The sequence below is a fragment of the Kitasatospora sp. NPDC059088 genome (assembly GCF_042738155.1).
GTDB lineage: Bacteria > Actinomycetota > Actinomycetes > Streptomycetales > Streptomycetaceae > Kitasatospora.
Genome location: NZ_JBHYGR010000089.1, coordinates 13,150 through 39,199, shown reverse-complemented (window position 1 = coordinate 39,199; position 26,050 = coordinate 13,150). Strand labels below are relative to the sequence as shown.

28 protein-coding genes and 1 pseudogene are annotated in these 26,050 nt (G+C 73.4%); 13 read left to right on the top strand and 16 right to left on the bottom strand.

Annotated elements, in window-relative coordinates:
- Window positions 1-230: 230 nt before the first annotated feature.
- The 4 genes from ACFWXO_RS31265 to ACFWXO_RS31250 form a co-directional block, all read right to left on the bottom strand.
- Entirely contained in the window at window positions 231-677 is a 447-nt protein-coding gene (locus tag ACFWXO_RS31265; protein ID WP_375884695.1) for an NUDIX domain-containing protein, read from the bottom strand.
- A 10-nt stretch (window positions 678-687) separates the two neighbouring features.
- Window positions 688-852: an SPOR domain-containing protein gene (locus ACFWXO_RS31260; protein ID WP_375884692.1), complete on the bottom strand. Its 165-nt coding sequence runs from the start codon at window positions 850-852 to the stop codon at window positions 688-690.
- 182 nt (window positions 853-1,034) lie between these two features.
- Window positions 1,035-2,453, bottom strand: a complete 1,419-nt coding sequence (locus ACFWXO_RS31255; RefSeq protein WP_380527860.1) for a DUF4190 domain-containing protein — start codon at window positions 2,451-2,453, stop codon at window positions 1,035-1,037.
- 176 nt (window positions 2,454-2,629) lie between these two features.
- Window positions 2,630-3,472 (bottom strand): methyltransferase domain-containing protein, encoded by an 843-nt coding sequence (locus ACFWXO_RS31250; protein ID WP_375884686.1) that lies wholly within the window; start codon window positions 3,470-3,472, stop codon window positions 2,630-2,632.
- Window positions 3,473-3,677: 205 nt separating this feature from the next.
- Here ACFWXO_RS31250 and ACFWXO_RS31245 point away from each other — a divergent pair.
- Both ACFWXO_RS31245 and ACFWXO_RS31240 read left to right on the top strand, forming a co-directional pair.
- Window positions 3,678-4,825: pseudogene (locus ACFWXO_RS31245) on the top strand (dihydrofolate reductase family protein).
- A gap of 61 nt (window positions 4,826-4,886) precedes the next feature.
- On the top strand, window positions 4,887-5,552 hold the full coding sequence (locus ACFWXO_RS31240; RefSeq protein ID WP_375884684.1) for an HAD-IA family hydrolase: 666 nt from the start codon (window positions 4,887-4,889) through the stop codon (window positions 5,550-5,552).
- 59 nt (window positions 5,553-5,611) lie between these two features.
- Here the strand turns inward: ACFWXO_RS31240 and ACFWXO_RS31235 are convergent, their stop codons facing one another.
- The 4 genes from ACFWXO_RS31235 to ACFWXO_RS31220 all read right to left on the bottom strand — a co-directional run bounded on the left by ACFWXO_RS31235 (window position 5,612) and on the right by ACFWXO_RS31220 (window position 7,831).
- Window positions 5,612-5,866, bottom strand: a complete 255-nt coding sequence (locus tag ACFWXO_RS31235; RefSeq protein ID WP_380527856.1) for a Txe/YoeB family addiction module toxin — start codon at window positions 5,864-5,866, stop codon at window positions 5,612-5,614.
- Complete coding sequence (locus ACFWXO_RS31230) at window positions 5,863-6,144, bottom strand: type II toxin-antitoxin system Phd/YefM family antitoxin (protein ID WP_380527853.1); 282 nt, start codon at window positions 6,142-6,144, stop codon at window positions 5,863-5,865. The genes ACFWXO_RS31235 and ACFWXO_RS31230 overlap by 4 nt, the downstream gene beginning before the upstream one ends.
- Window positions 6,145-6,280: 136 nt before the next feature.
- Complete coding sequence (gene ychF / locus ACFWXO_RS31225) at window positions 6,281-7,354, bottom strand: redox-regulated ATPase YchF (RefSeq protein ID WP_375884677.1); 1,074 nt, start codon at window positions 7,352-7,354, stop codon at window positions 6,281-6,283.
- 84 nt (window positions 7,355-7,438) lie between these two features.
- Window positions 7,439-7,831 (bottom strand): VOC family protein, encoded by a 393-nt coding sequence (locus ACFWXO_RS31220; RefSeq protein ID WP_380527851.1) that lies wholly within the window; start codon window positions 7,829-7,831, stop codon window positions 7,439-7,441.
- A gap of 141 nt (window positions 7,832-7,972) precedes the next feature.
- On the opposite strand from ACFWXO_RS31220, the gene ACFWXO_RS31215 reads away from it, so the two are divergent.
- Entirely contained in the window at window positions 7,973-8,587 is a 615-nt protein-coding gene (locus ACFWXO_RS31215) for a DUF6542 domain-containing protein (protein ID WP_380527850.1), read from the top strand.
- A gap of 32 nt (window positions 8,588-8,619) precedes the next feature.
- Here ACFWXO_RS31215 and ppgK read toward each other — a convergent pair whose 3' ends face one another.
- Both ppgK and ACFWXO_RS31205 read right to left on the bottom strand, forming a co-directional pair.
- Complete coding sequence (ppgK, locus tag ACFWXO_RS31210; protein WP_375884671.1) at window positions 8,620-9,366, bottom strand: polyphosphate--glucose phosphotransferase; 747 nt, start codon at window positions 9,364-9,366, stop codon at window positions 8,620-8,622.
- 193 nt (window positions 9,367-9,559) lie between these two features.
- Window positions 9,560-10,534 carry a 4-hydroxy-3-methylbut-2-enyl diphosphate reductase gene (locus tag ACFWXO_RS31205; protein ID WP_375884668.1) on the bottom strand — a complete coding sequence of 325 codons (975 nt, stop codon included), beginning with the start codon at window positions 10,532-10,534 and terminating at the stop codon, window positions 9,560-9,562.
- A 121-nt stretch (window positions 10,535-10,655) separates the two neighbouring features.
- Between ACFWXO_RS31205 and ACFWXO_RS31200 the strand changes: the two genes are divergently transcribed.
- Together ACFWXO_RS31200 and xseA are read left to right on the top strand one after the other, a co-directional pair.
- The gene (locus ACFWXO_RS31200; protein WP_380527848.1) at window positions 10,656-12,014 is read left to right on the top strand and encodes an APC family permease; all 1,359 of its coding nucleotides are present in this window, start codon (window positions 10,656-10,658) and stop codon (window positions 12,012-12,014) included.
- Window positions 12,015-12,124: 110 nt separating this feature from the next.
- The gene (gene xseA / locus ACFWXO_RS31195) at window positions 12,125-13,375 is read left to right on the top strand and encodes an exodeoxyribonuclease VII large subunit (protein ID WP_375884662.1); all 1,251 of its coding nucleotides are present in this window, start codon (window positions 12,125-12,127) and stop codon (window positions 13,373-13,375) included.
- Here xseA and ACFWXO_RS31190 read toward each other — a convergent pair.
- Window positions 13,369-13,857, bottom strand: coding sequence for a GNAT family N-acetyltransferase (locus tag ACFWXO_RS31190; RefSeq protein ID WP_375884659.1), 489 nt, complete (start codon window positions 13,855-13,857; stop codon window positions 13,369-13,371). The genes xseA and ACFWXO_RS31190 overlap by 7 nt on opposite strands.
- A gap of 94 nt (window positions 13,858-13,951) precedes the next feature.
- On the opposite strand from ACFWXO_RS31190, the gene ACFWXO_RS31185 reads away from it, so the two are divergent.
- On the top strand, window positions 13,952-14,209 hold the full coding sequence (locus ACFWXO_RS31185; protein WP_375884656.1) for an exodeoxyribonuclease VII small subunit: 258 nt from the start codon (window positions 13,952-13,954) through the stop codon (window positions 14,207-14,209).
- Window positions 14,210-14,405: 196 nt separating this feature from the next.
- Complete coding sequence (locus ACFWXO_RS31180; RefSeq protein ID WP_375884653.1) at window positions 14,406-15,008, top strand: malonic semialdehyde reductase; 603 nt, start codon at window positions 14,406-14,408, stop codon at window positions 15,006-15,008.
- 105 nt (window positions 15,009-15,113) lie between these two features.
- On the opposite strand, the gene ACFWXO_RS31175 is transcribed toward ACFWXO_RS31180, so the two are convergent.
- Window positions 15,114-15,650 (bottom strand): DUF4245 domain-containing protein, encoded by a 537-nt coding sequence (locus ACFWXO_RS31175; protein ID WP_380527845.1) that lies wholly within the window; start codon window positions 15,648-15,650, stop codon window positions 15,114-15,116.
- A gap of 214 nt (window positions 15,651-15,864) precedes the next feature.
- Between ACFWXO_RS31175 and glpX the strand changes: the two genes are divergently transcribed.
- Window positions 15,865-16,905, top strand: a complete 1,041-nt coding sequence (glpX, locus tag ACFWXO_RS31170; RefSeq protein WP_375884648.1) for a class II fructose-bisphosphatase — start codon at window positions 15,865-15,867, stop codon at window positions 16,903-16,905.
- 135 nt (window positions 16,906-17,040) lie between these two features.
- On the opposite strand, the gene ACFWXO_RS31165 is transcribed toward glpX, so the two are convergent.
- Complete coding sequence (locus tag ACFWXO_RS31165; RefSeq protein WP_375884878.1) at window positions 17,041-17,418, bottom strand: WhiB family transcriptional regulator; 378 nt, start codon at window positions 17,416-17,418, stop codon at window positions 17,041-17,043.
- 314 nt (window positions 17,419-17,732) lie between these two features.
- On the bottom strand, window positions 17,733-18,551 hold the full coding sequence (locus tag ACFWXO_RS31160) for a DUF1707 domain-containing protein (protein ID WP_380527844.1): 819 nt from the start codon (window positions 18,549-18,551) through the stop codon (window positions 17,733-17,735).
- Between the two features lie 146 nt (window positions 18,552-18,697).
- On the opposite strand from ACFWXO_RS31160, the gene ACFWXO_RS31155 reads away from it, so the two are divergent.
- From ACFWXO_RS31155 to ACFWXO_RS31145, 3 genes are all read left to right on the top strand, one after another.
- Complete coding sequence (locus ACFWXO_RS31155; protein WP_380527842.1) at window positions 18,698-20,365, top strand: fumarate hydratase; 1,668 nt, start codon at window positions 18,698-18,700, stop codon at window positions 20,363-20,365.
- A 151-nt stretch (window positions 20,366-20,516) separates the two neighbouring features.
- Window positions 20,517-20,789: a type II toxin-antitoxin system Phd/YefM family antitoxin gene (locus tag ACFWXO_RS31150; protein WP_380527840.1), complete on the top strand. Its 273-nt coding sequence runs from the start codon at window positions 20,517-20,519 to the stop codon at window positions 20,787-20,789.
- Entirely contained in the window at window positions 20,786-21,046 is a 261-nt protein-coding gene (locus ACFWXO_RS31145; RefSeq protein WP_380527837.1) for a Txe/YoeB family addiction module toxin, read from the top strand. Before ACFWXO_RS31150 ends, ACFWXO_RS31145 begins: the two co-directional genes overlap by 4 nt.
- 32 nt (window positions 21,047-21,078) lie before the next feature.
- On the opposite strand, the gene ACFWXO_RS31140 is transcribed toward ACFWXO_RS31145, so the two are convergent.
- On the bottom strand, window positions 21,079-21,837 hold the full coding sequence (locus ACFWXO_RS31140; RefSeq protein WP_375884641.1) for a GntR family transcriptional regulator: 759 nt from the start codon (window positions 21,835-21,837) through the stop codon (window positions 21,079-21,081).
- A 134-nt stretch (window positions 21,838-21,971) separates the two neighbouring features.
- Here ACFWXO_RS31140 and ACFWXO_RS31135 point away from each other — a divergent pair, with 134 nt between their 5' ends.
- Window positions 21,972-22,190, top strand: coding sequence for a hypothetical protein (locus tag ACFWXO_RS31135; RefSeq protein ID WP_375884638.1), 219 nt, complete (start codon window positions 21,972-21,974; stop codon window positions 22,188-22,190).
- Between the two features lie 237 nt (window positions 22,191-22,427).
- Here the strand turns inward: ACFWXO_RS31135 and ACFWXO_RS31130 are convergent, their stop codons facing one another.
- On the bottom strand, window positions 22,428-22,712 hold the full coding sequence (locus tag ACFWXO_RS31130) for a hypothetical protein (RefSeq protein ID WP_380527835.1): 285 nt from the start codon (window positions 22,710-22,712) through the stop codon (window positions 22,428-22,430).
- Window positions 22,713-22,926: 214 nt separating this feature from the next.
- Between ACFWXO_RS31130 and ACFWXO_RS31125 the strand changes: the two genes are divergently transcribed.
- On the top strand, window positions 22,927-25,890 hold the full coding sequence (locus ACFWXO_RS31125; protein ID WP_380527833.1) for a BTAD domain-containing putative transcriptional regulator: 2,964 nt from the start codon (window positions 22,927-22,929) through the stop codon (window positions 25,888-25,890).
- The last annotated feature ends 160 nt before the right edge of the window (window positions 25,891-26,050 follow it).

The following is a 26,050-nucleotide window of genomic DNA, read 5'->3' as shown; positions in this document are numbered from 1 at the left end:
GGGGCGGCGCGGCGCAGCCGGGCGCGGGCGGCGGCGCCTCCCGCGGTGCCTGCCCGGCGCGCTCCCCCGCCGCCGTTCCCGGTTGTCGACACCGACGGGGCCTCCGGCTCTGGTCGGGATCGGCGTCGCCGGCTGGGGCGGCTCACCGATGGTGACGAATGGTGTCGAAAGGCGACATACCCAGCAGAACCCAGGCTATCCCGGCCGCCGGGTCGTCTTGTCCGATTGACCTATCCGGCGGCTTGCGCGTCGCCCGCCACCGCGAGCAGCTCGGCGACCTGCGGCAGGACCTCGCGGTCGTGCCCGATCCAGTCCACCGAATCCAGCTCGGCCGGGCCCAGCCAGCGCAGCTCGTCGTGGTCCTCCAGCGCGCTCGGCTCACCGGACAGCAGCTCGGCGGCCCAGAAGCGCAGCTCCAGCCCCGGCCGCACGGCCCACCCGCCGGACAGCCGCCGCAGCGCCCTGGCCCGTACGCCCAGCTCCTCCAGCAGCTCGCGCTCCAGCGCCTGCGCCTCGGTCTCGCCGGGCTCGGCCTTGCCACCGGGGAACTCCCAGCGGCCGGCGACCGACGCGGGCGCGTTGCGGCGGGCGGCGAGCACCCGGCCGCCGCGGATCAGCACCCCGCCGACGACGATCCTCGGCGGGGTTCCGACAGTGGTCTCACCGGCCTGTTCCATGCCCCCGACCCTACGGGGCCGGGTCCTGGTCCTGGGCCTCGACCCAGTACAGCTGCTTGTGGCCGCGCGCCTCGAACTCGGCCGCCAGGCGGTGCGCCTCGGCCTCGGCCAGGTTCCCGGCGACCAGGAAGCGGTTGCCGTTGTCGTCCTGCCGCATCACCCGAAAGGTGCCCATGGCGGGAGGGTAGCGGGTGGGGCCCGGCTTCGGGCCCGGCCCGGCGCGGTGTCCCCGGCCGGCGTGGGGGTCGGGCCGGGGACACCGGGGTGACCCTACGGCTCCCGCGCTACCGGCAGGTACGGGCGGGGTTAACGCCGGGTAACCCGGCGACCGGCCCCGCCCTCTCGGGGCGGGCGGGCTCAGACCCGGAGGTCGGGCACCTGCTCGCCGGTGGACAGGCCGAGCGAGCGCCGGATGTCCACGCTGACCGGCACCGTCCTGGCGACCAGCGCCCGGGCCCGGCGCAGGTCGCCCGCCACGTCGCCGCCGGAGGCCGCGGCGTCCCAGGCGACGGCCGCCTGGGACTGGGTCTCGGCCAGCTTGTCCATCTTCGCCTGGACGTCGGTCGGCCACTCCGCCGTCGGCTTGCGCAGCGCGGCGGCCTCGGCCCGGGAGGCGGCGGCCATCCGGCGGGCCCAGGACCGGTACTCGGCCTCGGCGACCGCCACGTCCTGCTTCGGGGTGTCCAGGTAGGCCGCGTTGAAGCCCCGGACGGCCTCCAGGTAGGCCAGCTGGACGGAGGTCAGACTGCGGCGGTCGGTGCGGACCGTCCCCAGGTGCTGGTCGTCCGGGTCCTCGAAGCCGCAGGTGACGTACCGTTCGCCGGCCGCCCAGTTGCCCGCGCTCGGGTAGAGGTAGACGTCGTCCATGCCGTCCGGGACGGCCCACTGGTCCAGCGCGTAGTCGTCGAGCACCCTGCGGCACAGGGCGGCGGCCCGCTCGCGGACGACCGTCGCGCCCGGGTAGGCGCCGCTGCTCTCCGGGACCTTCACGGTGCCGGCCACCTCGCCGTTGTGCCGCTCCGCGCAGGCCACCCGGCGCACCCAGTACACCGTCTCGTCGCCGTTCTCGTCCGGCTGCCCGCTCGTCCCGGAGGAGAGGTAGCAGTCCCCCGCCTTCAGCGCCGACCAGCGGACCGACCCGGCGGGCGGCTTGGCCGCGTACCGGTCACCCCGTCCGTTCCGCGCGGGGCCGAAGTCCCCCGCGCCCAGCAGGAGCGACAGCAGCAGGGTGCCCGCCACCCCGAGCACCAGGCCGGTCACCGCCATGCCGCGGCCGCGCTGGCCGGTCCGCTTGATCTGGACCAGCGCGAGGATCCCGAACACCAGGGCCACCGGCGAGAGCAGGCTCAGCGCGGTCGCCAGCGAGCCGACGGCGAAGCCGTTGGTGCGCGGCTCGGGCCGGGGGGCGTACGGGTCGAGGACGTACGGCGGGTAGGGGTGCGGGTACGGCTGCGCGGGCGGGCCCGGCCGGGGATGGGCGTAGGGGTGGGGGTGGCCGGGCCGCAGGCCGGACTCGGCGGAGGGCGGCACCGAGGCCCAGCCGCCGGCGGGCAGCGGCGGGGGCGGCGGCTGGGGCGGGGCCAGTGGGGACGGGGCCGACGGGGACGGGGGGCCGGCCTCGACCGGCGGGGCCCAGGGGTCGGCCGGTCCGGCCTCCGCCGGGCCCGGCGGCCGCGCGGCCGCGGCCCGTTCCTCGGCGGGCCCCGGGTCCTTGCGGAAGTCCACCCGCGGGTCCGGCCCCGGAGCGGCGGGCGGCGCGGACTCAGGCTCGGACACGTGGACTCCCCCGGCCCGCCGGGGCGGGCCTCGACTCGGCGTTTCGGCTCTCGACACCGCCCCGCGGGCCGGACGGGCCCGAGCTGAACGGTCGCGCGACTTTACCTGATCTTTCCGAACGCCCGCCCCGCCGTTACCGCCCCGCCGTTACCGACCCGGCCGCTCCGGCCGCTCCGTCATGACGGCCCCGGCCGTTCCGCTCCGACCCGGGCCAGGACCTCGCCGTGGATCATCGAGAACCAGCCGTCGCCGGCGGCGCTCCACTCCCGCCAGCCGGCCGCGATCCGTTCCAGCTCGGCGGGCTCCGCGAAGCCCCGTTCCACCGCCGTCCGGCCGAAGGCCGTCCCGGTCACCCGGTCCGCCCACATCCCGGCCCACCACGCGCGCCGCTCGGGCGTCGCGAACGTCCAGGTGCCGGTGCTCGCGGTGACGTCGGTCAGACCGGCCGCCCGGGCCCAGGACAGCAGTCGCCGTCCGGCGTCCGGTTCGCCGCCGTTGGCCCGGGCGGTCCGCCGGTAGAGCTCCAGCCAGCGGTCCAGCGCCGGCGCCTGCGGGAACCAGGTCATCGTGGCGTAGTCGACGTCCCGGGCGGCGACCAGCCCGCCGGGCGCCGTCACCCGGCCCATCTCGCGCAGCGCGGCCACCGGATCGGCCACGTGCTGCAGCACCTGGTGGGCGTGCACCACGTCGAACTCGCCGTCCCGGTACGGCAGTCGGTGCACGTCGGCCAGTTCGAACACGACATTGGCCAGACCGCGCCCGGCGACGTACCCGGCGGCCTGCTCCAGCACCTCGGCGGAGGCGTCCACGGCCACCACCCGCCCGGTGGGGCCGACCAGCTCGGCCAGGTCGGCGGTGATCGTGCCCGGGCCGCAGCCGACGTCCAACAGCGCCTGGCCGGGCCGCAGTTCGGCCAGCAGGTAGCCGGCCGAGTCGGCGGCGGTACGGGAGCGGTGCGAGCGCAGCACGGCCTCCTGGTGGCCGTGGGTGTAGGCGGCGGCAGGCTGCGGTCCGGGCATGGGGTCCCCCTGAGACGTGGTCGGCGTTTCCGTTTCCGCGATGCCCCGACGCTACGCTCCATCCCGCATGGCGAGAAGAACCGTCTCACATAGCGATCGGAGGGCGGCCCCGCCGGCACCGGCGGCCGTACCGTGGAGGCGCCCGACCGAACCGCCCCGAGCGGTCCCGAGCGGTCCCGAACGGTCCCGACAGAACGGTCCGCCCATGCCCGGCCCCGGCCAGCGCCCCTTCGTCCTGCTGAGCGCCGCCGTCTCCCTCGACGGCCACCTCGACGACGCCTCCCCCGACCGCCTGCTGCTCTCCGGCGCCGCCGACTTCGACCGGGTCGACCAGGAGCGGGCGGCCGCCGACGCGATCCTGGTCGGCGGCAACACCCTGCGCGCCGACAACCCGCGCCTGCTGGTCGACGACCCCGCGCGACGGGCCGCCCGGGTGGCCGCCGGGCGGCCCGAGCACCCGCTGAAGGTGACGCTCAGCGCGAGCGGCGCCCTCGGCGCCGACCTGCGGTTCTGGCACACCGGCGGCGCGAAGCTCGCCTACACCACCGCGGCCGGGGCGGCGGTGCTGCGGCCCCGGCTCGACGGGCTGGCCGAGGTGGTCTCGCTCGGCGACTCGGTCGACCTCGGCGCGGTGCTGGACGACCTGGGCGCGCGCGGGGTGCGCCGGCTGATGGTCGAGGGCGGCAGCGGGGTGCACACCCAGTTCCTCGCCCAGGGCCTGGCGGACGAGCTCCAGCTGGCCGTCGCCCCGCTGCTGGTCGGCCAGCCCGGAGCGCCGCGGTTCGTCGGCCCGGCCGCGTTCCCCGGCGGCCCGACCCGGCGGATGCGGCTGCTGGAGGCACGTACGGTGGGCGACGTCGTCCTGCTCAGGTACGCCCCGAAGGAGCCCGCGCCGTGACCCACCCCGCCGCCACCGACCTCGACCACCTGCGCCGGGCCGTCGAACTCTCCCGCCGCTGCCCGCCCTCGGAGACGGCCTTCTCGGTCGGGGCGGTGGTCGTCGGCGCCGACGGCGAGGTGCTGGCGGAGGGCTACAGCCGGGAGGCGGACGCGCACGACCACGCCGAGGAGGCGGCCCTGGCCAAGCTCCCGGCGGGCGACCCCCGACTGCGCGGGGCGACCGTCTACAGCAGCCTGGAGCCCTGCGGGCAGCGCGCCTCCCGCCCGGTGCCGTGCGCCCGGCTGCTCATCGCGGCGGGCGTGCCCCGGGTCGTGGTCGCCTGGCGCGAGCCGGACCTCTTCGTCACCGACTGCCAGGGCACCGCACTGCTGGAGGCGGCCGGGGTCGAGGTGGTGGAACTGCCGGAGCTGGCCGAGGAGGCCCGGGCGGTCAACGCCCACCTGCTCCCGTGATCTTTTGTATCATCGAGGAACAAAGAGCTCACCTCTCCGCCCCGCCTCCAGGAGCCGCCCCATGACCGCCACCCCCGTCCGGTTCACCACCCGCGCCCTCCTCCTCGACATGGACGGCACCCTGGTCAACTCCGACGCCGTGGTCGAGCGCTGCTGGACCCGCTGGGCCGAGCGGCACGGCCTCGACCCCGTCGCGGCGCTCACCGTCGTCCACGGCCGCCAGGGCCACGCGACCATGGCCGAACTGCTGCCGCACCGCCCGGTCGAGGAGAACCTCGCCGAGAACGAGCTGATGCTCGCCGAGGAGCGGGCCGACACCGAGGGCGTCGTCCAGGTCGCGGGCGCCGACGCCTTCCTCGCCTCGCTGGCCGGCCTGCCGCACGCCCTGGTCACCTCGGCCGACCTCCCCCTCGCCCGGGTCCGGATGGACGCCGCCGGCCTGCCGATGCCGCCCGTCCTGGTCACCGCCGAGTCCGTCGGCGCCAGCAAGCCCGACCCCGAGGGCTTCCTCAAGGGCGCCGCCGCCCTCGGCTTCGCCCCCGCCGACTGCGTGGCCTTCGAGGACTCCGGCGCCGGCATCGCCGCCGCCCGCGCCGCCGGCATGCGCGTCATCGGCATCGGCCCCCGCGCCGCCGCCCACCACCCCGACGCCCTCGCCCCCACCCTCACCGCCGTCACCGTCACCCCGTCCCCCGACGGCACCCTCACCCTCACCGTCCACCCCTGACCGACAACGCGGAGGGACCGGACTTCCCGTGGAAGTCCGGCCCCTCCGGCGAACCGTGATCAGTAGTGGTACCTGGCGGCGAGGACGATGATCTCGTCCTGCGTGACCAGGTAGACCAAGCGGTGCTCGTCGTCGATCCGCCGCGACCAGGCGCCCGGCAGGTGGAACTTCAACGGCTCCGGCTTGCCGATGCCCGAGAACGGGTCCCGCAGGGTCTCCTCGATGAGCCTGTTCAACCGGGCGAGGATCTTCCGGTCGTTCTTGAGCCAAGAGGTGTAGTCCTCCCAGCCCTGCTCCTCGAAGACGAGCCTCACCTGGCACCCGGCCCCGAGTCGGCCACGTCGGGGTCGATCAGCTCACGCTCGGCGAGGTTTGTCCGCCCCAGGGCGTTCTCGTACGCCTTGAGCAGCCGCCGGGCGTTGGCAGGCGAGCGCAGCAGGTACGAGCCCTCGCGCAGGGCCGCGTAGTCCTCGGCGGAGACGAGCACGGCATTCCCGTGCTTGGAGACGATCTCGATGGCCTCGCGATCCTCGTTGACCTTCTTGAGCAACGGAAAGAGATCTCGGCGCGCCTCGCTTGCGGTGATGGACATGATGGGCAACCCCTTCCACAAAGTGGTACGGAAAAGCGTACCACTCCTGGACGTCGCGGAGCCGGGCCGGACAACGCCGGAGGGGCCGGACTTTCGACGGAAGTCCGGCCCCTCGTACGGGAGTTGCGCTACCCGGTCAGACGTTGAAGCGGAACTCCACGACGTCGCCGTCCTGCATGATGTATTCCTTGCCCTCGATGCGGGCCTTGCCCTTGGAGCGGGCCTCGGCGATGGAGCCGGTCTCGACCAGGTCGTCGAAGGAGATCACCTCGGCCTTGATGAAGCCCTTCTGGAAGTCGGTGTGGATGACTCCGGCGGCCTCGGGGGCGGTGGCGCCCTTCTTGATGGTCCAGGCGCGGGTCTCCTTCGGGCCGGCCGTGAGGTAGGTCTGCAGGCCGAGGGTGTCGAAGCCGACGCGGGCGAGGGTGGCGAGGCCGGGCTCCTCCTGGCCCATGGACTGGAGGAGTTCGAGGGCCTCGGCGTCGTCGAGCTCGATCAGCTCGGACTCGATCTTGGCGCTGAGGAAGATCGCCTCGGCCGGGGCGACCAGGGCGCGCTGGGCGTTCTTGAAGTCCTCGTCGGCCAGCTCGTCCTCGTCCACGTTGAAGACGTAGAGGAAGGGCTTGGCGGTCAGCAGGTGCAGCTCGCGGATCGGGGCGGTGTCGAAGCCGGCCTCGAAGAGGGTCTTGCCGGTCTCCAGGACCGCCTGGGCGGCCTCGGCGGCGGCCAGCACGGGGGCGGTGTCCTTCTTGAGGCGCGCCTCCTTCTGGAGCCGCGGCAGGACCTTCTCGATGGTCTGGAGGTCGGCCAGGATCAGCTCGGTGTGGATGGTCTCGATGTCGTCCTTGGGCGACACCTTGCCGTCCACGTGCACCACGTCCGGGTCGGTGAACGCGCGCACGACCTGGCAGATCGCGTCCGACTCACGGATGTTGGCGAGGAACTTGTTGCCCAGGCCCTCGCCCTCGCTGGCGCCGCGCACGATGCCGGCGATGTCGACGAAGTCGACGGTGGCCGGGAGGATGCGCTGCGAGCCGAAGATCTCGGCGAGCTTGGCCAGCCGCGCGTCCGGGACGCCGACGACGCCGACGTTCGGCTCGATGGTGGCGAACGGGTAGTTGGCCGCCAGCACGTCGTTCTTGGTCAGGGCGTTGAACAGGGTCGACTTGCCGACGTTCGGCAGGCCGACGATTCCGATCGTGAGCGACATGAAGCGCAGTCCCGTGGGCTTGGAGGAGTTGGGTCGGCACCGTACGGGCCGACCCCCAAGTCTACGGGCAGCACCTGCCGGGGCTCACGCCTCGGTCGGCGCGGGCAGCGGCTCCAGGAACTCCAGCCGGTTGCCCAGCCCGTCGGCGGAGTAGAAGCGGCGGTGGCCGGGGTGGTGGTCGTCCCAGGTGACCTCGTGGCCGTGCGCGGCGAGCCGCTCGGCCAGGGCGTCCAGCGAGGTCACCAGGATGCCGGGGTGCCCCTTGCGGGCCGGGCGGAAGTCCGGGGTGACGCCGAGGTGCACCTCGACCCCGCCGCGGCGGAACCAGCAGCCGCCGCGCGCCGCCAGCACCGGGGGCTTCGGGAGCTCGGTCATCCCGAGCACGCCGGACCAGAAGGCGCGGCACTCGTCCTCGGCGCCGGCCGGGATGTCGAGCTGGACGTGGTCGAGGCGTTCGAAGGTGAAGTCGGCGGTCATGCGGCGGTCCCCCGTACGGTCATCGGATGATCACGATGTGTCGACTCGGCCGAGCAGGTCAGCCCCTTGAGTGACGATCACAGGAGTACGCCATCCGGGGACACGGAACAAGACCTGAACGGTCCATTACACAGTGTGGCGATGATCGGACCGTACGTTGGGCGGGTGGAGCAGAGCATCCGTACCCAGCCGCCAGGGCCCAGACGCCGTCCGCCGACCGGCGCGGCCCCGGCCGCCGTCCCCGGTCCCGGCCGGGCACCCGAGAGCGCCCGAGCCCCCGCGGCTCCCCCGTCCCGGCTGCGCCCGGTGGCCGACCGGCCCGCCGCGCGCCCCGCCCCGAAGCGCCGGCTGCGCGTGTACGGACGGCGCCGGACCGGCCGGCCGACCCGGCTGACCGCGATCGGCACCGGCGTGCTCGCGGTGCTGGCCACGCTGGCGGTGGCCGGCCTGGACCGGCTGCTCTTCGAGGACCTCGGCTGGCTGTTCGGCCTCGGCTACCTGGTGGTCTGCTTCCAGCTGGCCGTCCGGGTCCGCTACGCCGACCTGCTGGCCGCCCCGATCAGCGGGCCGATCGCCTTCGCCGTGGCACTGCTGGCGCTCGCCCCGGTCAGCTCCTCCGGCGTCACCGCCCAGGTGGTGGCGCTGGCGACCGGGCTGGCGCTGCGGGCCGGCTGGCTGTTCTCCGGCACCGGGCTGGCCGCGCTGATCGTGCTCGCCCGCTTCGTCGCCCAGCGCCGCTTCCACCGCTCCCGCTGACGGCCCGGCGCGCGGGCACCGAGGGCCGTGCCCTAGCCCGCCGCCCGGGCCGCCGCCATGGCGGCCCCGACGATGCCCGCGTCGTTGCGCAGCTCCGCCGGCACCACCCGCGCCCCGCGGTCCCTCAGCAGCGGCAGGAACTTCTCGTGCTTGCGGCTCACCCCGCCGCCGATCACGATCAGTTGCGGGGAGAACAGCATCTCCACCAGGTCCAGGTACTCGTCGACCCGCCCGGCCCACTGCTCCCAGGTCAGGTCGTGCCGCTCCCTGGCGGCCGAGGAGGCGCGGCGCTCGGCGTCCTTGCCGCGCAGCTCCAGGTGGCCCAGTTCGGTGTTGGGCACCAGGGTGCCGTCCACGAAGAGCGCGCTGCCGATGCCGGTGCCGAAGGTGAGCACCAGGACCACGCCCGACTCGCCGCGCCCGGCGCCGTGCTCGGTCTCGGCGAGGCCGGCCGCGTCCGCGTCGTTGAGCACGGTCGCGGGCATGCCCAGCGCGTCGCGGAAGAGGCCCTCCGCGTCCAGGCCGATCCAGCCCTTGTCCACGTTGGCCGCGGTCCGGGTGCGGCCGCCGACCACCACCCCGGGGAAGGTCAGCCCGACCGGCCCCTGGTGGTCGAAGTGCTGGACCACCTCGCGGACGGCGGCGACCACGGCCCCGGGCTCGGACGGCTGCGGGGTGAGCACCTTGTGCCGCTCCTGGGTGAGTGCTCCCCGGGCGAGGTCGACCGGGGCGCCCTTGATGCCCGAGCCGCCGATGTCCACGCCGAATACCGCCGTCATCGTTCCGCCTTCCGCCGTCCGGCCGTCGACCGGCTTGTCCACAGCCTGTGCACAAAGCTACGAGAGCCCGGACGGGGGCGCACCGCAATCGACGGGCCCGCACCATGCGACGGACCCGCACAGCGCGACGGACCCGGTGCCCGCAGCGGGGCACCGGGTCCGTCGTGGCGGGTCCAGGGTTCGAGGACGGGCCCTACAGCTTGCCGGCCGCCTCGGCGCGCAGGTCGCGGCGCAGCTCCTTGGGCAGCGAGAAGGTCAGGTGCTCCTCGGCGGTCTTGACCGTCTCCACCGTGTCGTAGCCGCGCGCGGCCAGGAACTCCAGCACGCCGTCGACCAGGATCTCCGGCACCGAGGCGCCGCTGGTCAGGCCGACCGTGGTGACGCCCTCCAGCCAGGACTCCTGGATCTCCTCGGCGAAGTCGACCAGGTGGGCGGCCTTGGCGCCGTACTCCAGGCCGACCTCGACCAGGCGGACCGAGTTGGAGGAGTTCTTGGAGCCGACCACGATCAGCAGGTCGGTCTCCGGGGCCAGCTGCTTGACCGCGACCTGGCGGTTCTGGGTCGCGTAGCAGATGTCGTCGCTGGGCGGGCTGACCAGCGCCGGGAAGCGCTTCTTCAACTCGCCGACGGTGGCCATGGTCTCGTCCACCGAGAGCGTGGTCTGGGAGAGCCAGACGATCTTGGACTCGTCCCGCACCTGGACGTTGGCGACGTCCTCGGCACCGTCCACCAGGTGGATCCGGTCCGGGGCCTCGCCCATGGTGCCGACGACCTCCTCGTGGCCCTCGTGGCCCACCAGCAGGATGTCGTAGCCCTCGTCGGCGAAGCGCACGGCCTCCTTGTGCACCTTGGTGACCAGCGGGCAGGTGGCGTCGACGGTGGCGAGCTTGCCGGCCCGCGCCTCGTCGTGGACGGACGGGGCGACGCCGTGCGCGGAGAACACGACGATCGAGCCCTCGGGCACCTCCTCCGTCTCGTCGACGAAGATCGCGCCCTTCTTCTCCAGGGTCTGCACCACGTACTTGTTGTGGACGATCTGCTTGCGGACGTAGATGGGCGCCCCGTACTGCTCCAGGGCCTTCTCCACGGCGATCACGGCGCGGTCGACACCCGCGCAGTAGCCCCGGGGGGCGGCGAGCAGGACACGGCGCTGCGCGGTGTTGGACATGCCCCCATCGTACGGGCGACCGGGAGCCCCACCGCCCGGGGCGGGCCGCACCGCCGCCCCGGACGCCGGCCCGGACGCCTTCCGGTCGCAAAGGGTCGGAAGTTGCTCAAGCCTGGTCTCCATGAGCGCTGTGAACGAGCAGCCGACGCCGAGCGGCCTGCGCCGCACCCTGGGCGTCCGCGATCTGATGGTCTACGGGCTGCTGTTCATCGCCCCGATGGCCCCGGTCGGCGTCTTCGGCGTGCTGGACGCCCGGAGCCACGGCGCCGTGGCGGCCGTCTACCTGGCGGCGACGGTCGCGATGGGCTTCACCGCCTTCTCGTACGCCCAGATGGTCCGCGCGGTGCCGCAGACCGGCTCGGTGTTCGCCTACGCGCGGGCCGGGCTGGGCGAGGGGCCGGGGTTCATCGCCGGGTGGATGGCGATGCTGGACTACCTGCTGATCCCCGCGGTGGCCTACCTGTTCTCCGGGATCGCGCTGAACTCGCTGGTGCCCGGGGTCTCGCGCTGGGTGTGGACGGCGGCCGCGGTGCTGGTGACCACCGCGCTCAACCTGGTCGGGGTGCGGACGGCGGCCGCGGTCGGCTTCGCGGTGCTCGCCCTGGAGATCGCGGTGCTGGCGGTGTTCGTGGTCGCGGCCGTGGTGGTGCTGGTGCGGGACGGCGCGCGGCGCGGCTGGGACACGCCGTTCACCGCCGTCGGGGGCTTCTCGCTCACCGCGGTGGTCTCCGCGGTGTCCGTCGCGGTGCTCTCCTACCTGGGCTTCGACGCGATCGCGACCTTCGTCGAGGAGGCGGTCGGCGCCTCCGCCGCGGTGGCCCGGGCGGTGCTGTGGTGCCTGGCGCTGGCCGGGCTGCTGTTCGTCGCCCAGACCTACCTGGCGGCCGTGCTGGAGCCCACCACCCCGCAGCAGCTGGCCGCCGACCCGGCCTCCCAGGGCTCCGCCTTCTACGACACCGTGGAGGGCGGCATCGGCCACTGGCTGCACCTGCTGGTGGCCGCCAGCAAGGCGATCGGCGCGGCCTTCGCCGCGCTCGCCGGGCAGGCGGCGGCCGGCCGGCTGGTCTTCGCGATGGGCCGGGAGGGACGGCTGCCGCGGGTGCTCGGCTCGGTCGACCCGGGCAGCGCGGTGCCCCGCCGGGCGCTGCTGGCGGCCGCGGTGGTCACCATGGCGGCGGCGGTCTGGGCGGCCGAGCGGGACGACGGGCTGGACCAGCTGACCTCGGTGGTGAACGTGGGCGCGCTGACCGCCTTCGCGCTGCTGCACGCCTCGGTGATCGGCTGGTACACCGTCCGGCACGGCTCGCCCGACCGGCTCCGGCACCTGGTCGTCCCGCTGCTGGGGATCGCGGTGATCGGCGCGGTGGTCTACGAGGCCTCGACCACGGCACAGCTGGTCGGGCTGGTCTGGCTGGCGGCCGGCCTGGTGGTGCTCGGTGTGCAGGGCAGCACGGCGCACGGCACCGGCGGGCACCGCTAGCGACGGCGCCGGCGGGCGCCGTGCGGAACGGTGCCGGCCGGCACTGCCGGGGACGACGCCGGCGGGCGTTGCCGGGGACGGTGTCGGCGGACGCCGCTAGCCTCGTACGCATGGCCAACCCCAGCTCCCCCGAAGCCCCGCTCCCGGTCGGCAAGGTCTCCGCGCTGATCGGCGGCTGGATCGACCGGCTCGGCGCGGTGTGGGTCGAGGGGCAGATCACCCAGCTCAGCCGCCGCCCCGGCGCGGGCGTGGTGTTCCTGACCCTGCGCGACCCGCAGGCCGACGTCTCCCTCACGGTGACCTGCTTCCGCTCGGTGTTCGAGCAGGTCGCGGACGTGGTGCAGGAGGGCTCGCGGGTCGTCGTGCACGCCAGGCCGGAGTGGTACGCGGCGCGCGGGCAGCTGTCGCTGCGGGCCTCGGAGATCCGCCCGGTGGGCCTGGGCGAACTGCTGGCCCGGCTGGAGCAGCTCAAGCGGCGGCTGGCCGGGGAGGGCCTGTTCGCGGCGGAGCGCAAGCGGCGGCTGCCGTTCCTGCCGCAGTGCGTCGGGCTGGTCACCGGGCGCGGCTCGGCGGCCGAGCGGGACGTGCTGGAGAACGCCCGGCGGCGCTGGCCGGCGGTGCGCTTCGAGGTGCGCAACGTCCCGGTGCAGGGGGTCAGCGCGGTGGAGCGGGTGAGCGCGGCGGTGCGGGAGCTGGACGAGCACCCCGAGGTGGACGTGATCATCGTGGCCCGGGGCGGCGGCAGCGTGGAGGACCTGCTGCCCTTCTCGGACGAGGGGCTGGTGCGGCTGGTCGCGGCCGCCCGTACGCCGGTGGTGAGCGCGATCGGGCACGAGCCGGACCAGCCCCTGCTGGACTTCGTCGCCGACCTGCGCGCCTCCACCCCGACCGATGCCGCCAAACGGGTGGTTCCGGACGTCGGCGAGGAGCTGGCCAAGGTCCGCCAGCTGCGCGACCGGGCCCGCCGGCACGTGCAGGCCCGGGTCGAACGCGAGCAGCACGGGCTGGACGGGCTGCGCAGCCGCCCGGCGCTGGCCGCCCCGCACCGGATGCTGGACGGGCGCGGCCAGGAGGTGGACGGCCTGGTGGAGCGGGCCCGGCGCACCCTGCGGCACCGGCTGGACCACGCCCAGAGCGACCTCGGGCACACCCTGGCCCGGGTGGTCGCGCTCTCCCCGGCGGCCACCCTGGAACGCGGCTACGCGGTGCTCCAGCGGGCCGACGGCACGGTGGTGACGGACCCGGCGCGGCTCGCGGCCGGGGAGGGGCTGCACGCCCGGGTCGCGGGCGGCGGCTTCGACGTCACCGTGGCGCCCGGGGCGGCGGAGCCCCCGGCGGGCCCTCGGGCGGAGCCTCAGTAAGAGCGCTGCCGGGACAGCGCCGTCGAGTACTCGGCGAAGCCCAGGCTGCGGTAGAGCGACTCGCCGCCGCTGCTGGCGTGCAGGTCGATCCGGCCGACCCGGCGGCCGTCGAACCAGTCCAGCAACGCCTCGGTGCAGGCCCGGGCGTAGCCGCGCAGCCGCCGGTCGGGGTCGGTGCAGATGTTGAAGACGGAGCCGAACAGGCCGTCCGGGTTGCCGGGCGAGGGCAGGCGGTGCTCCAGGGTGCCGACGGCGCAGGCGGCGAGCCGGCCGGGGCGCTCCGGGTCGTCGACCACGAAGGCGGACATGGTCGACCGCTCGGCCGGGGCGGCCAGCCGCTCGCGCAGCATCCGCTCGGCGGCGGCCTGCCAGGGGGCGGGGCCGGCCGAGGCGGCCATGCCGGGCATCGCCTGCAGCATCAGGTTGCGCAGCCGGACCAGCTCGGGCGCGTCGGCGGGGGCGGCGGGGCGGACTTCGATCATGCGGCGGAGGCTAGCGCCGCCGGTCGCGCGGCCGCACCCGGGTTTCGACCGGTGGAACCCGCCCCTGTCGGCGCCAGCCCCTACGCTGGCACGCATGGCAGAGCAGCAGGAGCAGCAGGACGCGGCGGCGCCGACCCCGGACGACGCGCTGGGCTACGAGCACGCCCGGGACGCGCTGCTGGACGTGGTCCGGCAGCTGGAGAACGGCGGCACCTCCCTTGAGGAGTCGCTGGCCCTGTGGGAGCGTGGCGAGCAGCTGGCGAAGGTCTGCCAGCGCTGGCTGGACGGCGCCCGGGCCCGACTGGACGCCGCGCTGGCCGCCGAGGAGGGCGCGGGCCCGGGCGGGGAGTGACCGAGCCCCGCGCACGAGCCCAGGCGCACGGCCCGGGCGCACGAGCCCAGGCGCAGAGCCCGGGCGCAGTGCGGCCCGCCCTGTGAGGCAACTCACAAGGGCTTGGGGAATCGTTGAATCTTCACCTATGTTGGAGGAACTGATCGGCTCCGCCGGTCACACCGACGAACCCCCCTCCCGCATGAGGTGCAGAAGCATGACCACCGACGCCCTGGTACTCGACGCCGCCGCTCAGGACCTGCTGTTCCGCGAGGCCCGCACCGCGAACACCTTCACCGACGAGCCGGTCACCGAGGAGCAGGTCCAGGCCATCTACGACCTGGTCAAGTTCGGCCCGACCGCCTTCAACCAGCAGCCGCTGCGCGTCGTCCTGGTCCGCTCCGCCGAGGGCCGCGAGCGCCTCGTCCAGCACCTGGCGGACGGCAACAAGGCCAAGACCTCCACCGCCCCGCTGGTCGCCATCCTGGCTGCGGACAACGAGTTCCACGAGGAGCTGCCGACCCAGTTCCCGCACTTCCCGCAGGCCAAGGACGTGTTCTTCTCCGAGCGCGCCACCCGTGAGCGCTCCGCCGCGCTGAACGGCGCCCTGCAGGCCGCGTACTTCATCATCGGCGTGCGCGCCGCCGGCCTGGCCGCCGGCCCGATGACCGGCTTCGACGCCGAGGGCCTCAACAAGGAGTTCTTCGGCGACGGCGAGCACTCGGTGCTGGCCGTGGTCAACATCGGCAAGCCGGGCGACGAGGCCTGGTTCCCGCGCTCCCCGCGCCTGGAGTACGACCAGGTCGTCACCACGGTCTGATCGCACCCCGCGACGGCGAAGGGCCCGCACCGGTTCGTACCGGTGCGGGCCCTTCCGCGTGTCCGAGGGGCGCCGGGGGCCTGCGCGCCCGGGCAGGGCCCCGCGCTACTTGAGCGCCTGGGCCAGCTCGGCCATCTCCTCGTAGGAGGCGGTGCCGGTGATCATGGTGGTGGCCGAACCGGTCTGGACGGCCAGCGCGCGGGCCTTGTCGCCCTGCACCCGGTCCCAGGTGCGCCCGGCGGCGTCCGCGGTGCCGTCCAGCTGGGCGCCCGCGACCTTGTCGGCGAGCAGCTTCTCGCGCGGGACGTCGGCCTGCTCGACCGCCGCGTACTGGCCGGAGGGCGTCACGAAGCCCAGGTGCCAGGCGTTGCCCTTGCCGTTGTTGATGGCGGCCGGCGTGTAGCTGACCGAGGTGGCCCGCCACTTGTCGGACAGCCCCTCCGGGGACAGCAGCGGGTACGGCGCGGCGCGCTTCGCCGAGGCCGCCTCGACCTTGTAGGCGACCACGTGCACCGGATCGCCGTTCGCGTCGTGCGGGAGGAACAGGTAACCGATCCAGACGACGAAACCGACCGCCAGCATCGACAGGACCATGTCCCGTACGGTCTGCCGACCCCTCATGCCCTTGCTCTCTGCAGCCACCCACCCATGGTGACTCATCCACACAACGGCCCGGCCACCCGGGGTGTGCACGTACGGGTGAACCGGGACGAACCGGGGCCTTCCGCCCGGGGTGGCGACCCGCGCCACAGACAGTCATCTCGTGGGCAGATACGATCGCACTACCCTCACCACGGCGTTCGACCTGGCAGTAGTCGGGCGCTCACTGGCCGTCGCGTACAGAGAGGTAACGACGATGACCACGCAGTACCCGCACCACCTTCCCAGTGCCCTGGAGGTCGCGCCCGAGGCTCCGGACCGGAACCTCGCGCTCGAACTCGTCCGGGTCACCGAGGCGGCCGCGATGGCCGCCGGCCGGTGGGTCGGCCGTGGCGACAAGAACGGGGCCGACGGCGCCGCCGTGAAGGCCATGCGCACCCTCGTCTCGACCGTCTCGATGAACGGCGTCGTCGTCATCGGCGAGGGCGAGAAGGACGAAGCCCCGATGCTCTACAACGGCGAGCGGGTCGGCGACGGCACCGGCGCCGAGTGCGACGTCGCGGTCGACCCGGTGGACGGCACCACGCTGACCGCCAAGGGCATGGCCAACGCCGTCGCCGTGCTGGCCGTCGCCGACCGCGGCACCATGTTCGACCCCAGCGCCGTGTTCTACATGGACAAGCTGGTCTGCGGCCCCGAGGCCGCCGACTACGTCGACATCACCGCCCCGGCGGCCGTCAACATCCGCCGGGTCGCCAAGGCCAAGGGCAGCGCCGTCGAGGACGTCACCGTGATGGTGCTCGACCGTCCGCGCCACGACGGCCTGGTCCGGGAGATCCGCGAGGCGGGCGCCCGGATCAAGTTCATCACCGACGGCGACGTGGCCGGCGCCATCATGACCGCCCGCGAGGGCACCGGCGTGGACCTGCTGCTGGGCGTCGGCGGCACCCCCGAGGGCATCATCGCGGCCTGCGCGATGAAGTGCATGGGCGGCGTCATCCAGGGCCGGCTCTGGCCCAAGGACGCGGCCGAGCGGCAGAAGGCCCTCGACGCCGGGCACGACCTGGACCGGGTGCTCACCACCAACGACCTGGTCAGCGGCGAGAACGTGTTCTTCGTCGCCACCGGCATCACCGACGGCGAGCTGCTGCGCGGCGTGCACTACCGCTCGGAGACCGCCACCACCAGCTCGCTGGTGATGCGCTCCAAGAGCGGCACCATCCGCGAGATCAACTCGGTCCACAAGCTGTCGAAGCTGCGGGCCTACAGCGCGATCGACTTCGACCGGGCCAACTGACCCGGCCCGGAAGCGGTTGTCCGAACGCGCGGCCCCGGCGGGATCCCCCCTCCGCCGGGGCCGCGCGGCGTACCGGTCCCGCTCGTCGCCGCGGCGGTCGCGCGGCGACCGCGGCCGCGGGTCTTCGGCCCGCCGTCAACCCGCTATCCGGCGCCCGGCCGTGGCCACCCGGGCCGCCTCGCGCAGCTCCGCGTCCCGGCGGCGGCGCCGGGCCAGCACCACCCGCCGCTCGGCGGCCGTCAGCCCGCCCCAGACCCCGTACGGCTCCGGCTGGGCGAGGGCGTGCTCGCGACACTCCAGCAGCACCGGGCAGCGAGCGCACACCTGCTTGGCCTGCTCCTCCCGCGACAGCCGGGCCGCCGTCGGCTCCTTCGAGGGCGCGAAGAACAGCCCCACCTCGTCCCGCCGACAGGCCGCACCGGTGTGCCACGGATTGTCCTCACCCGCGGCCTGACCCGCCGTACCGCTCGGGGGCTGCGGCTGCGGAGGGACGGCCGGACGGCGCTCCAGCAACTGGGCGGCGGCGACTGGCGAGGTGGTGCGGGACTCGATCGGATGCAGCACGGCCGTACTCCTGACGAGGCTCTCGGACACGGGGAACCTCGCTCCCCTGCCCGGCTGCGAGCCCCCGCTGTCCAACGCCCGGGGCGGCCGCTGGGCCGCCTCCGGTGCACAGCCGTACAAGAAGCGATGTGCGGAAGGAACTACCCCGTCCGGCCGCGATTCATGCACACTGCACGCAATCGACTACGGAGTGCACCGGGCACAACGCCGAGTGCCCGACCGGGAGTTGATCCCCGACCGGGCACTCGGCAGGTCGATTCGGGCTATTCCGTCCCGAGTTGCTTGCGCACCCACTCCTTGATCTTCTTGCCCCGGCGCGGCTTGGCCTCGCAACCGCCGAACAGGGCAAGGCCCTTGACCCGCACGACCGGAGCGTACGGGTCCGCCGCGGTCTGCTCCCGGACGTCGAAACCGCCGAAGATGCCCACCCCGGAACCGAGCAGGGTCACGTTCTCCGGCACCCGGATGTCGACCCCGCCGAAGACCGCCGTCACCGTGATCTCCACCTCGGGGGACTCGAAGACGGCGTCGGTGAGATCGATCTCCACCCCGCCGAACGCGGTGAAGGCCGTCAGGTGCGAGCCCACCCGCCAGCGGCCCTTGCGGGAGGCACCGCCGAAGATCGCCACCACCGACGGCGCCTCGTGCCGCGCCGGCGGCAGCGGCCTGGCGGGCGCGGGGGCCGGCGCCTCGGCGCCCAGCGGCGGCTTGTCGAAGGACACCGAACGGTGCGCGGGCAGGTCCCTGGTCAGCGGGACCAGGTCGCCGAAGGTCTTGGCGGCGTACGCGGCCCCGATCCGCTCGGCGTGCTCCTCCGCGTCCAGCCGCCCCTCGGCGTAGGCGTCCCGCAGCAGCTCCGCGATCCGCTCGCGGTCGGCGTCCGAGACCCGCATGTCCGCGTCCGCCACCGGGGCGTGCGACGTCCGCGGGGCGGCCGCCGGGGCGGGCACCGGTGCGGCCACCGGGGCGTGCACCGCGGCGGGCCGCGACTCGGGTTCGGGCTTGGTCAGGGGAACGGGCGCCGACACCGGCGGCTGCCCCGGAACGTCCTGCGACGGCGAGTTCTCCGGCGTGTTGTTCACGGGCCAAGCCTAGTCGCTCGCACTCCTGGCCGAGTGAGCCCCGTCACGCAAGGCTGACCTGTCCGCATGCGTCCCGCGGCCGGGTCCTACCCTGGATGGTGCTTCGCCGACGCAGCCGGACCACTGGACCCCTAAGGACCGCCCCGATGGCTCCCACGCCAGACTTCGAGTACAGCGACCTGCTCCCCCTGGGCGCTGACCCGACCCCGTACCGCAAGCTCACCTCCGAGGGTGTCTCCACCTTCGAGGCCGGCGGCCGCACCTTCCTCCAGGTCGAGCCCGAGGCGCTGCGCCTGCTCACCGCCGAGGCGATGCACGACATCTCGCACTACCTGCGCCCCGCCCACCTCGCCCAGCTGCGCCGCATCCTGGACGACCCGGAGGCCAGCCCGAACGACCGCTTCGTCGCGCTCGACCTGCTCAAGAACGTCAACATCTCGGCCGGCGGCATCCTGCCGATGTGCCAGGACACCGGCACCGCCATCGTCATGGGCAAGCGCGGCCAGAACGTGCTCACCCCCGGCGCCGACGAGTCCGCCATCGCGCGCGGCGTGTACGACGCGTACACCAAGCTCAACCTGCGCTACTCCCAGATGGCCCCGGTGACCATGTGGGACGAGAAGAACACCGGCAACAACCTGCCGGCCCAGATCGAGCTGTACGCCACCGACGGCGACGCGTACAAGTTCCTCTTCATGGCCAAGGGCGGCGGCTCGGCCAACAAGTCGTACCTGTACCAGGAGACCAAGGCGATCCTGAACGAGGCCAGCATGCTCTCGTTCCTGGAGCAGAAGATCCGCTCCCTCGGCACCGCCGCCTGCCCGCCGTACCACCTGGCCATCGTGATCGGCGGCACCAGCGCCGAGTTCGCGCTCAAGACCGCCAAGTACGCCTCGGCGCACTACCTGGACAACCTGCCGACCGAGGGCAACGCCAGGACCGGACACGGCTTCCGCGACCTGGAGCTGGAGGCCAAGGTCACCGAGCTGACCCAGAAGATCGGCATCGGCGCCCAGTTCGGCGGCAAGTACTTCTGCCACGACGTCCGCGTGGTCCGCCTCCCCCGCCACGGCGCCTCGCTGCCCGTCGCGATGGCCGTCTCCTGCTCCGCCGACCGCCAGGCGCTCGGCAAGATCACCGCCGAGGGCGTCTTCCTGGAGCAGCTGGAGACCGACCCGGCGAAGTACCTCCCGGACACCACCGACGAGCACCTCGACGACGACGTGGTGCGCATCGACCTCGACCAGCCGATGGCCGCGATCCGCGCCGAGCTGTCGAAGTACCCGGTCAAGACCCGGCTCTCGCTCACCGGCACGCTCGTCGTCGCCCGCGACATCGCCCACGCCAAGATCAAGGAGCGCCTGGACGCCGGCGAGGGCATGCCCAAGTACCTCCAGGACCACCCGGTCTACTACGCCGGCCCGGCCAAGACCCCCGAGGGCTACGCCTCCGGCTCCTTCGGCCCCACCACGGCCGGCCGGATGGACTCCTACGTCGACCAGTTCCAGGCCGCCGGCGGCTCCATGGTCATGCTCGCCAAGGGCAACCGCAGCAAGCAGGTCACCGACGCCTGCGCCGCCCACGGCGGCTTCTACCTCGGCTCCATCGGCGGCCCGGCCGCCCGCCTCGCCCAGGACTGCATCAAGAAGGTCGAGGTGCTGGAGTACGCCGAGCTCGGCATGGAGGCCGTCTGGCGCATCGAGGTCGAGGACTTCCCGGCCTTCATCGTCGTCGACGACAAGGGCAACGACTTCTTCCGCGAGACCACCGAGGGCCCGCTGATCACCAACCTGCGGATCCGCTCCAAGGAGTAACCCCCGGCGGAACACCCCCGCACACCCCCGAACCGCCCCGGCCGCCCTCGCGCCCGGGGCGGTTCCGCATGGTCACAATGCTTTGGCCGGTGGTACGGAAACCTCGTACCATGGCAGTACCACGTTCCGGTACGAGCCCGGAGGCTTGACCATGGCGATCAGTGCGAGCGAGGCGCGCACCCAACTGTTCCCGCTGATCAAGAAGGTCAACGACGACCACGCCCCGATAAGAATCACCTCCAAGAGCGGGGACGCGGTCCTCATGTCCGCCGAGGACTACGACGCCTGGCAGGAGACGATCTACCTTCTGCGTTCCCCCGCCAACGCCCAGCGGCTCATGGCGGCAGTCGCCCGCGACAGGAGCGGCGCCTCCGACCTCACCAGGACGCCGGAGGAACTGGAAGCTCTGGCAGGTGAGGTGTGAGGAGTGTCCACTTCGACCCGGACGCCTGGGAGGACTTCCTCTTCCGGCTCGGTTCGAACCGGAAGATGGCTCAGCGGATCGCCCGTCTGGTCGGTGAGATCCAGCGCGACCCCTTCGCCGGAATCGGCAAACCCGAACCGTTGAAGGGCGATCTGGCGGGCTACTGGTCACGCCGGATCGACGACGAACACCGCCTGGTGTACCGCGCCGACGAGAAGGAAGTGAAGATCCTCAAGGCCCGCTACCACTACCAGTAGCAGAAGCCGTCCCGGCTCGCCTCCGGCGGGGCTCAGGCGTCGAAGTCGTACTCCAGGACGTAGGAGGCGGCGTCGAGGATCATCTCGTTGAGTTCGACGACCTGGCCCTCGTCGGCGAAGGCGGTGCGGCAGATCAGGATCACCGGGGTGCCGGCGGAGAGTTCGAGGCGGGTGGCCTCCTCGGCGGCGGGCATCCGGGAGCGGACCTCCTCGCGGAAGTGCACGGGCTTGGCGCCGATCTCGGCCAGCCGGGCGTAGGTGCCGCCGGGGCCGGTGTCCTCGCGGGTGATCGCGGTGCCGGCGACCAGGACGGCCGGCAGGTAGGAGGTGGAGAGCAGCACCGGCTTGCCGTCCAGGACGAAGCGGCGGTGGCGCACGCACATCGGGACGCCCGGCTCCACCCCGAGCACCCGGGCCACGTGCTCGGGCGCGCCCTGCTCGGTGACCGAGACCTGGTCGACCACCAGGCTGCGGTTGTCGATGTCCGCGGACCATATCGACCGGCCGGAGCCCCACTGCCCCTGCGCCAGCCGCTGGATGCCGCGCCGGCGCAGCGGCCGGAAGTCCCGGACGAACACCCCGGACCCCTTGCGGGCCTCCGCGATGCCCTCGCTCTGCAGTACGCCGAGCGCCTGACGGGCCGTCATCCGGGCCACGCCGTACTCGTCCATCAGGTCGTTCTCGCCGGGCAGCCGGTCCCCCGCGCCGTAGCGGCCGCCGTCGATGGCAGCCTTGAGGGAGTCGGCGATCCGCTGGTACTTGGGCTGTTTGTCGCCACTGCTGCCGGTCATCGCGCTCCCTCTCCCTCGGACAATCCTAGGCGCGCCCGCGGCCGCCGGTAAGGAGATACGACCGTTGACATCTCTAGAGATATTAGCTTCTCTAGAGATGCTGGCCAGTCGCGACAGAGCGAAGGAGCGGTGAGGTGAGCACCCGACAGCGCAACGCCAAGGCCTACCGGCCACAGGTGGGTGACCTCGTCCTCGACCGGAGGACCGGACGCACCGGCATCTACATGGGAACCATCGGCGGCGAGCACTACCTGCGCCCCGAGCACGGCGGCCGCGAATGGACGGCCGAACCGAACCACGTCTCACCCGCCCCCGAGCCCCGCGATTCGGCTGAATGCGATCAGCCCCGGTAATTGCGGCAAAATCCACGCAAACCACGGCATTCGGACCCGGGTAATCCCCCCGGTGAATCCGGAATTCCGGAACGCCCGGGGCCCGCCGCCGGGCACGTTACGGATAACGGCGGTCACCATGCGTGCATCGAGGGCGGGAATCGGCCACCCGATGGACCCGCACACGAATTGGCACGCACAGAACCAGAAGTGCCCCCGCGCCCGGACGGGGACGCGGGGGCACCGGGCGAGGGCCGCTTACGGGTGGCCACCCACGATGTTCAGCGGCTCGCGCGGCTTGCCCGGGTCGCCGGTGGTCTGCGGAGCGGGCTCCGTCACGTACTCGCCCTCGTCACCGAACGGTCCGTTCTCGAACGCGGTCTTGTCGGCGTCGGTCGGTGCGGTGTACGCGCCTCCGTTCGAGGACGCGGTCACAGCACCCTCGACGGCCTTGCCCGCCTCCACAGCAGTGGCCGGGGCCTCGGTCGTCGTCCCGTTCGCGGGCGTCGCCGGCGCCTGGGCAGCGCTCTGGTCGTTGGCCATTGAGTGGCCGCCTTTCGGTCATCAAATGTGTCCTGCCCGACCTCCGTGGCGCGGGCGCGGGGACAGTATCGTAGGGTTGATTAAATGTCCGATAAACACCGCGCGACTTGCGGTGCCGTCCGGCAGAGTCGGGCGTCCGCCTAAGCTGAGCCACCGCGGCGGACCGCCGAGCGCCCTTTCACGGAATCAACACGACAGGCCATCGGGGGACTTCATGGAGTTTCGGGAGACGCCGCAGGCACCTGCGCTGCGCTTCCAAGTCCTCGGTCCGGTCCAGGCCTGGCTCGACGGCAAACCCCTCTCCCTCGGCTCCCCCCAGCAGCAGGCCGTCCTCACGACCCTCCTGCTGCACTCCGGACGCCCGGTCACGACGCAGGACCTGGTCGACGCCCTCTGGGGCGACCGGCCCCCGACCCAGGCCGTGGCCGCGCTCCGCACGTACGTCTCGCGCCTGCGCTCCGTCATCGAGCCGCAGCGGGAGGTGCGCCGCCCCGCCGAACTGCTGGTCTCCGTCGCCGACGGGTACGCCCTGCGCATCCCGGGCGAGGCCCTCGACCTCTCGGTCTTCGAGCGGCTCTCCGCCGAGGCCGCGACCGCCCGTACCTCGGGCGACAAGCGCGAGGCCCACCGACTGCTGGCCCAGGCGCTGGACCTGTTCAGCGGCCGTCCGCTGACCGGAATCCCCGGTCCGTACGCCGACGCCCAGCGGCTCCGGCTGGCCGAACGCCAGGCGGCCGCCGCCGAGGAACTGTGCGCCGCCGCCCTCGACATCGGCCTGCACGCCGAGATCGTCGTCGAGCTCAACAACCTGACGGCCGAGCACCCGCTGCGCGAACGGCTGCGCGAGCTGCTGATGCTGGCGCTCTACCGCTGCGGCCGGCAGGCCGAGGCGCTCGGCGTCTACACCGACACCCGCAAGCTGCTGATCGAGGAACTCGGCGTCGAACCGGGCGTCGGCCTGTCGTCGATGCACAACCGCATCCTCGCCGCCGACCCGACACTCACCCTGCCGGCGGTTCCGCTCTCCGTCGCCCGCGAGGACGGCCTGGCCGCACCTCCGGCTCCGGCTCAACTCCCGGCCGACGTCTCGGACTTCAGCGGCCGCTCGAAGCTGGTGGGCGACCTCTCGACGGTCCTGATGAACGCCACCGGCCAGGCCGTGGTGGTGACCTCGCTGGCCGGGATCGGCGGTGTCGGGAAGACCACCCTCGCCGTCCACGTCGCCCATCGGGTCCGCACCGAGTTCCCGGACGGGCAGCTCTACGTCGACCTGCGCGGGGCCGGCGCCTCGCCCGCCGATCCGGTGGTCGTCCTCGGCGACTTCCTGCACGCACTCGGCGTCACCGAGAGCCCCGACGCCCTCGAACAGCGCGCCGCGCTCTACCGCTCGCTGCTCGCCAGCCGGCGGATGCTGATCCTGCTCGACAACGCGCGCGACGCCGAGCAGATCCGGCCGCTCATCCCCGGAGTCTCCGGCTGCGCGGTGCTCGCGACCAGCCGCTCCCGGCTGGCCGGAATCCCGGGCGCCCAGCTGTTCGACGTGGAGGAGCTGACGCCCGGCGAGGCGCTCGCGCTCTTCTCGGCCATCGTCGGCGAACACCGGGTCGCCGCCGAGCCCGAGGCCGCCATGAAGGTGGTCACCGCCTGCGGCTTCCTGCCGCTGGCCGTCCGCATCGCCGCCGCCCGGCTGGCCAGTCGGCCGCGCTGGAGCGTCTCCGACCTGGCCACTCGGTTAGCCGACCAGCGACGACGACTCGACGAACTCCAGCTCGGCAACCTCGCCGTGGAGACCACCATCGGGCTCGGCTACGGACAGCTGTCCGTGGACGAGGCCCGCGCCTTTCGGCTCCTCGCCCTGATCGACTCGCCCGACATCCCACTGGCGGCCGCCGCGGCGCTGCTCGGCGTGGACGAGTACACCGCCGAGGACCTCGCCGAAGCCCTCGTCGAAGCGAACATGCTGGAGTGCTTCGCTCCCGGCCGCTACCGCTACCACGACCTGCTCCGGCTCTACGCCCAGCGGAAGAACGAGCGGATCGGGGACACCAGGGAGCAGGAGCAGGCGGTACTGCGGCTGCTCGACCTGCTGATCCCGACCGTCCGCAACGCCGCCCGGGCCATCGAACCCGACGACACGGAGCCGGAGCTGCTGACCACGCCCACCTCTCCGGGGATCGGCCTGCCGAACAGCGGCTCCGCACAGGACTGGCTGCGGACCGAGGGCGCCGTGCTGCTCAATGCCATGGCAGCGGCGGCGAACGGGCCCATCGCCTTGCAGCACGCGGCGATCGACCTGCTGATCCTGATGTACGGCCTCGGCCCGGACCCGACCCACGGCCCACAGGGCCGACAGATCCTGGAGACCGTCCGCCACGAGGCGGAGCTCCGCAACGACCGTGCCGTCCTCGCCCGGGTGCACCTCGCCCTGGGCACCCTGCAGTCCGCCACCAGCGATTTCCAGGGGGCCGAGCAGTCGTTCCGGCGGAGCCTCGACCACCAGGCGCCCGAGGTCCCGACCGTCCTGCTCCTGGCCACCGCCAACATGCTGGGCGTGATCCTGAGCGTGGGCAACCGTCCGGCCGAGGCCCTGCCGTTCCTGGAGCAGGCCAGGACGACCAGCCAGGCCGTCGGCGCCCCGAAGGCGGAGGCGCGGATCGTCAGCAACATGGCCCGGGCCCAGCACCGGCTCGGGATGACCGAGACCGCGATCAAGTCCGCCGGTGAGGGTGTGTCCGCGGCACGGGAGTCGAAGAACGACCCGCTGCTCGCCCAGACCCTCTACCAGCTCGGCGTGGTCCTCCCCGGCGCCGAGGCCGTCCCGCACCTGCGGGAGGCCCACCAGCTCTACCAGTCCCAGCGCAACGCGCTCTGGGAGGGCTACACCCTGGCCCGCCTGGCGTCAGCCCTGCTCGTCGCGGACCAGCACACCGAGGCCGCCGAGGCCGCCGGTGGCTCCCTCGCGATCGCCCAGGAGCTGGACTCCGCCTACTGCCAGGGCCTGGCCAACGCCGCGCTCGGCGAGGCCTTGCTCGCCCTCGCCCAGCCGGCCCGCGGGCTCGCCTGTCTGCAGGAGGCGCACGCGATCTTCACGCGGCTCGGTGTGCCGGAGGCCTCCCCCGTGGCGGACCTCATCTCCCGACAGCACACCGAGCCCTTCTCTTCTCCCCCCGCGCCGTGAGGCCTCCGCTCCCCCGCGGAGCACCTCCCCCGATCCGCGCGTCGGGGGGGGGGGGGGCCCCCCCCCCCGCCCCCCCGGGGGGCGCCCCCCCCCCGCGCGCGGCCCCCCCCCCGGGTCACTAAAAATAAAGAGGCCCCGCCGGGAGGCAACTGATAATGTC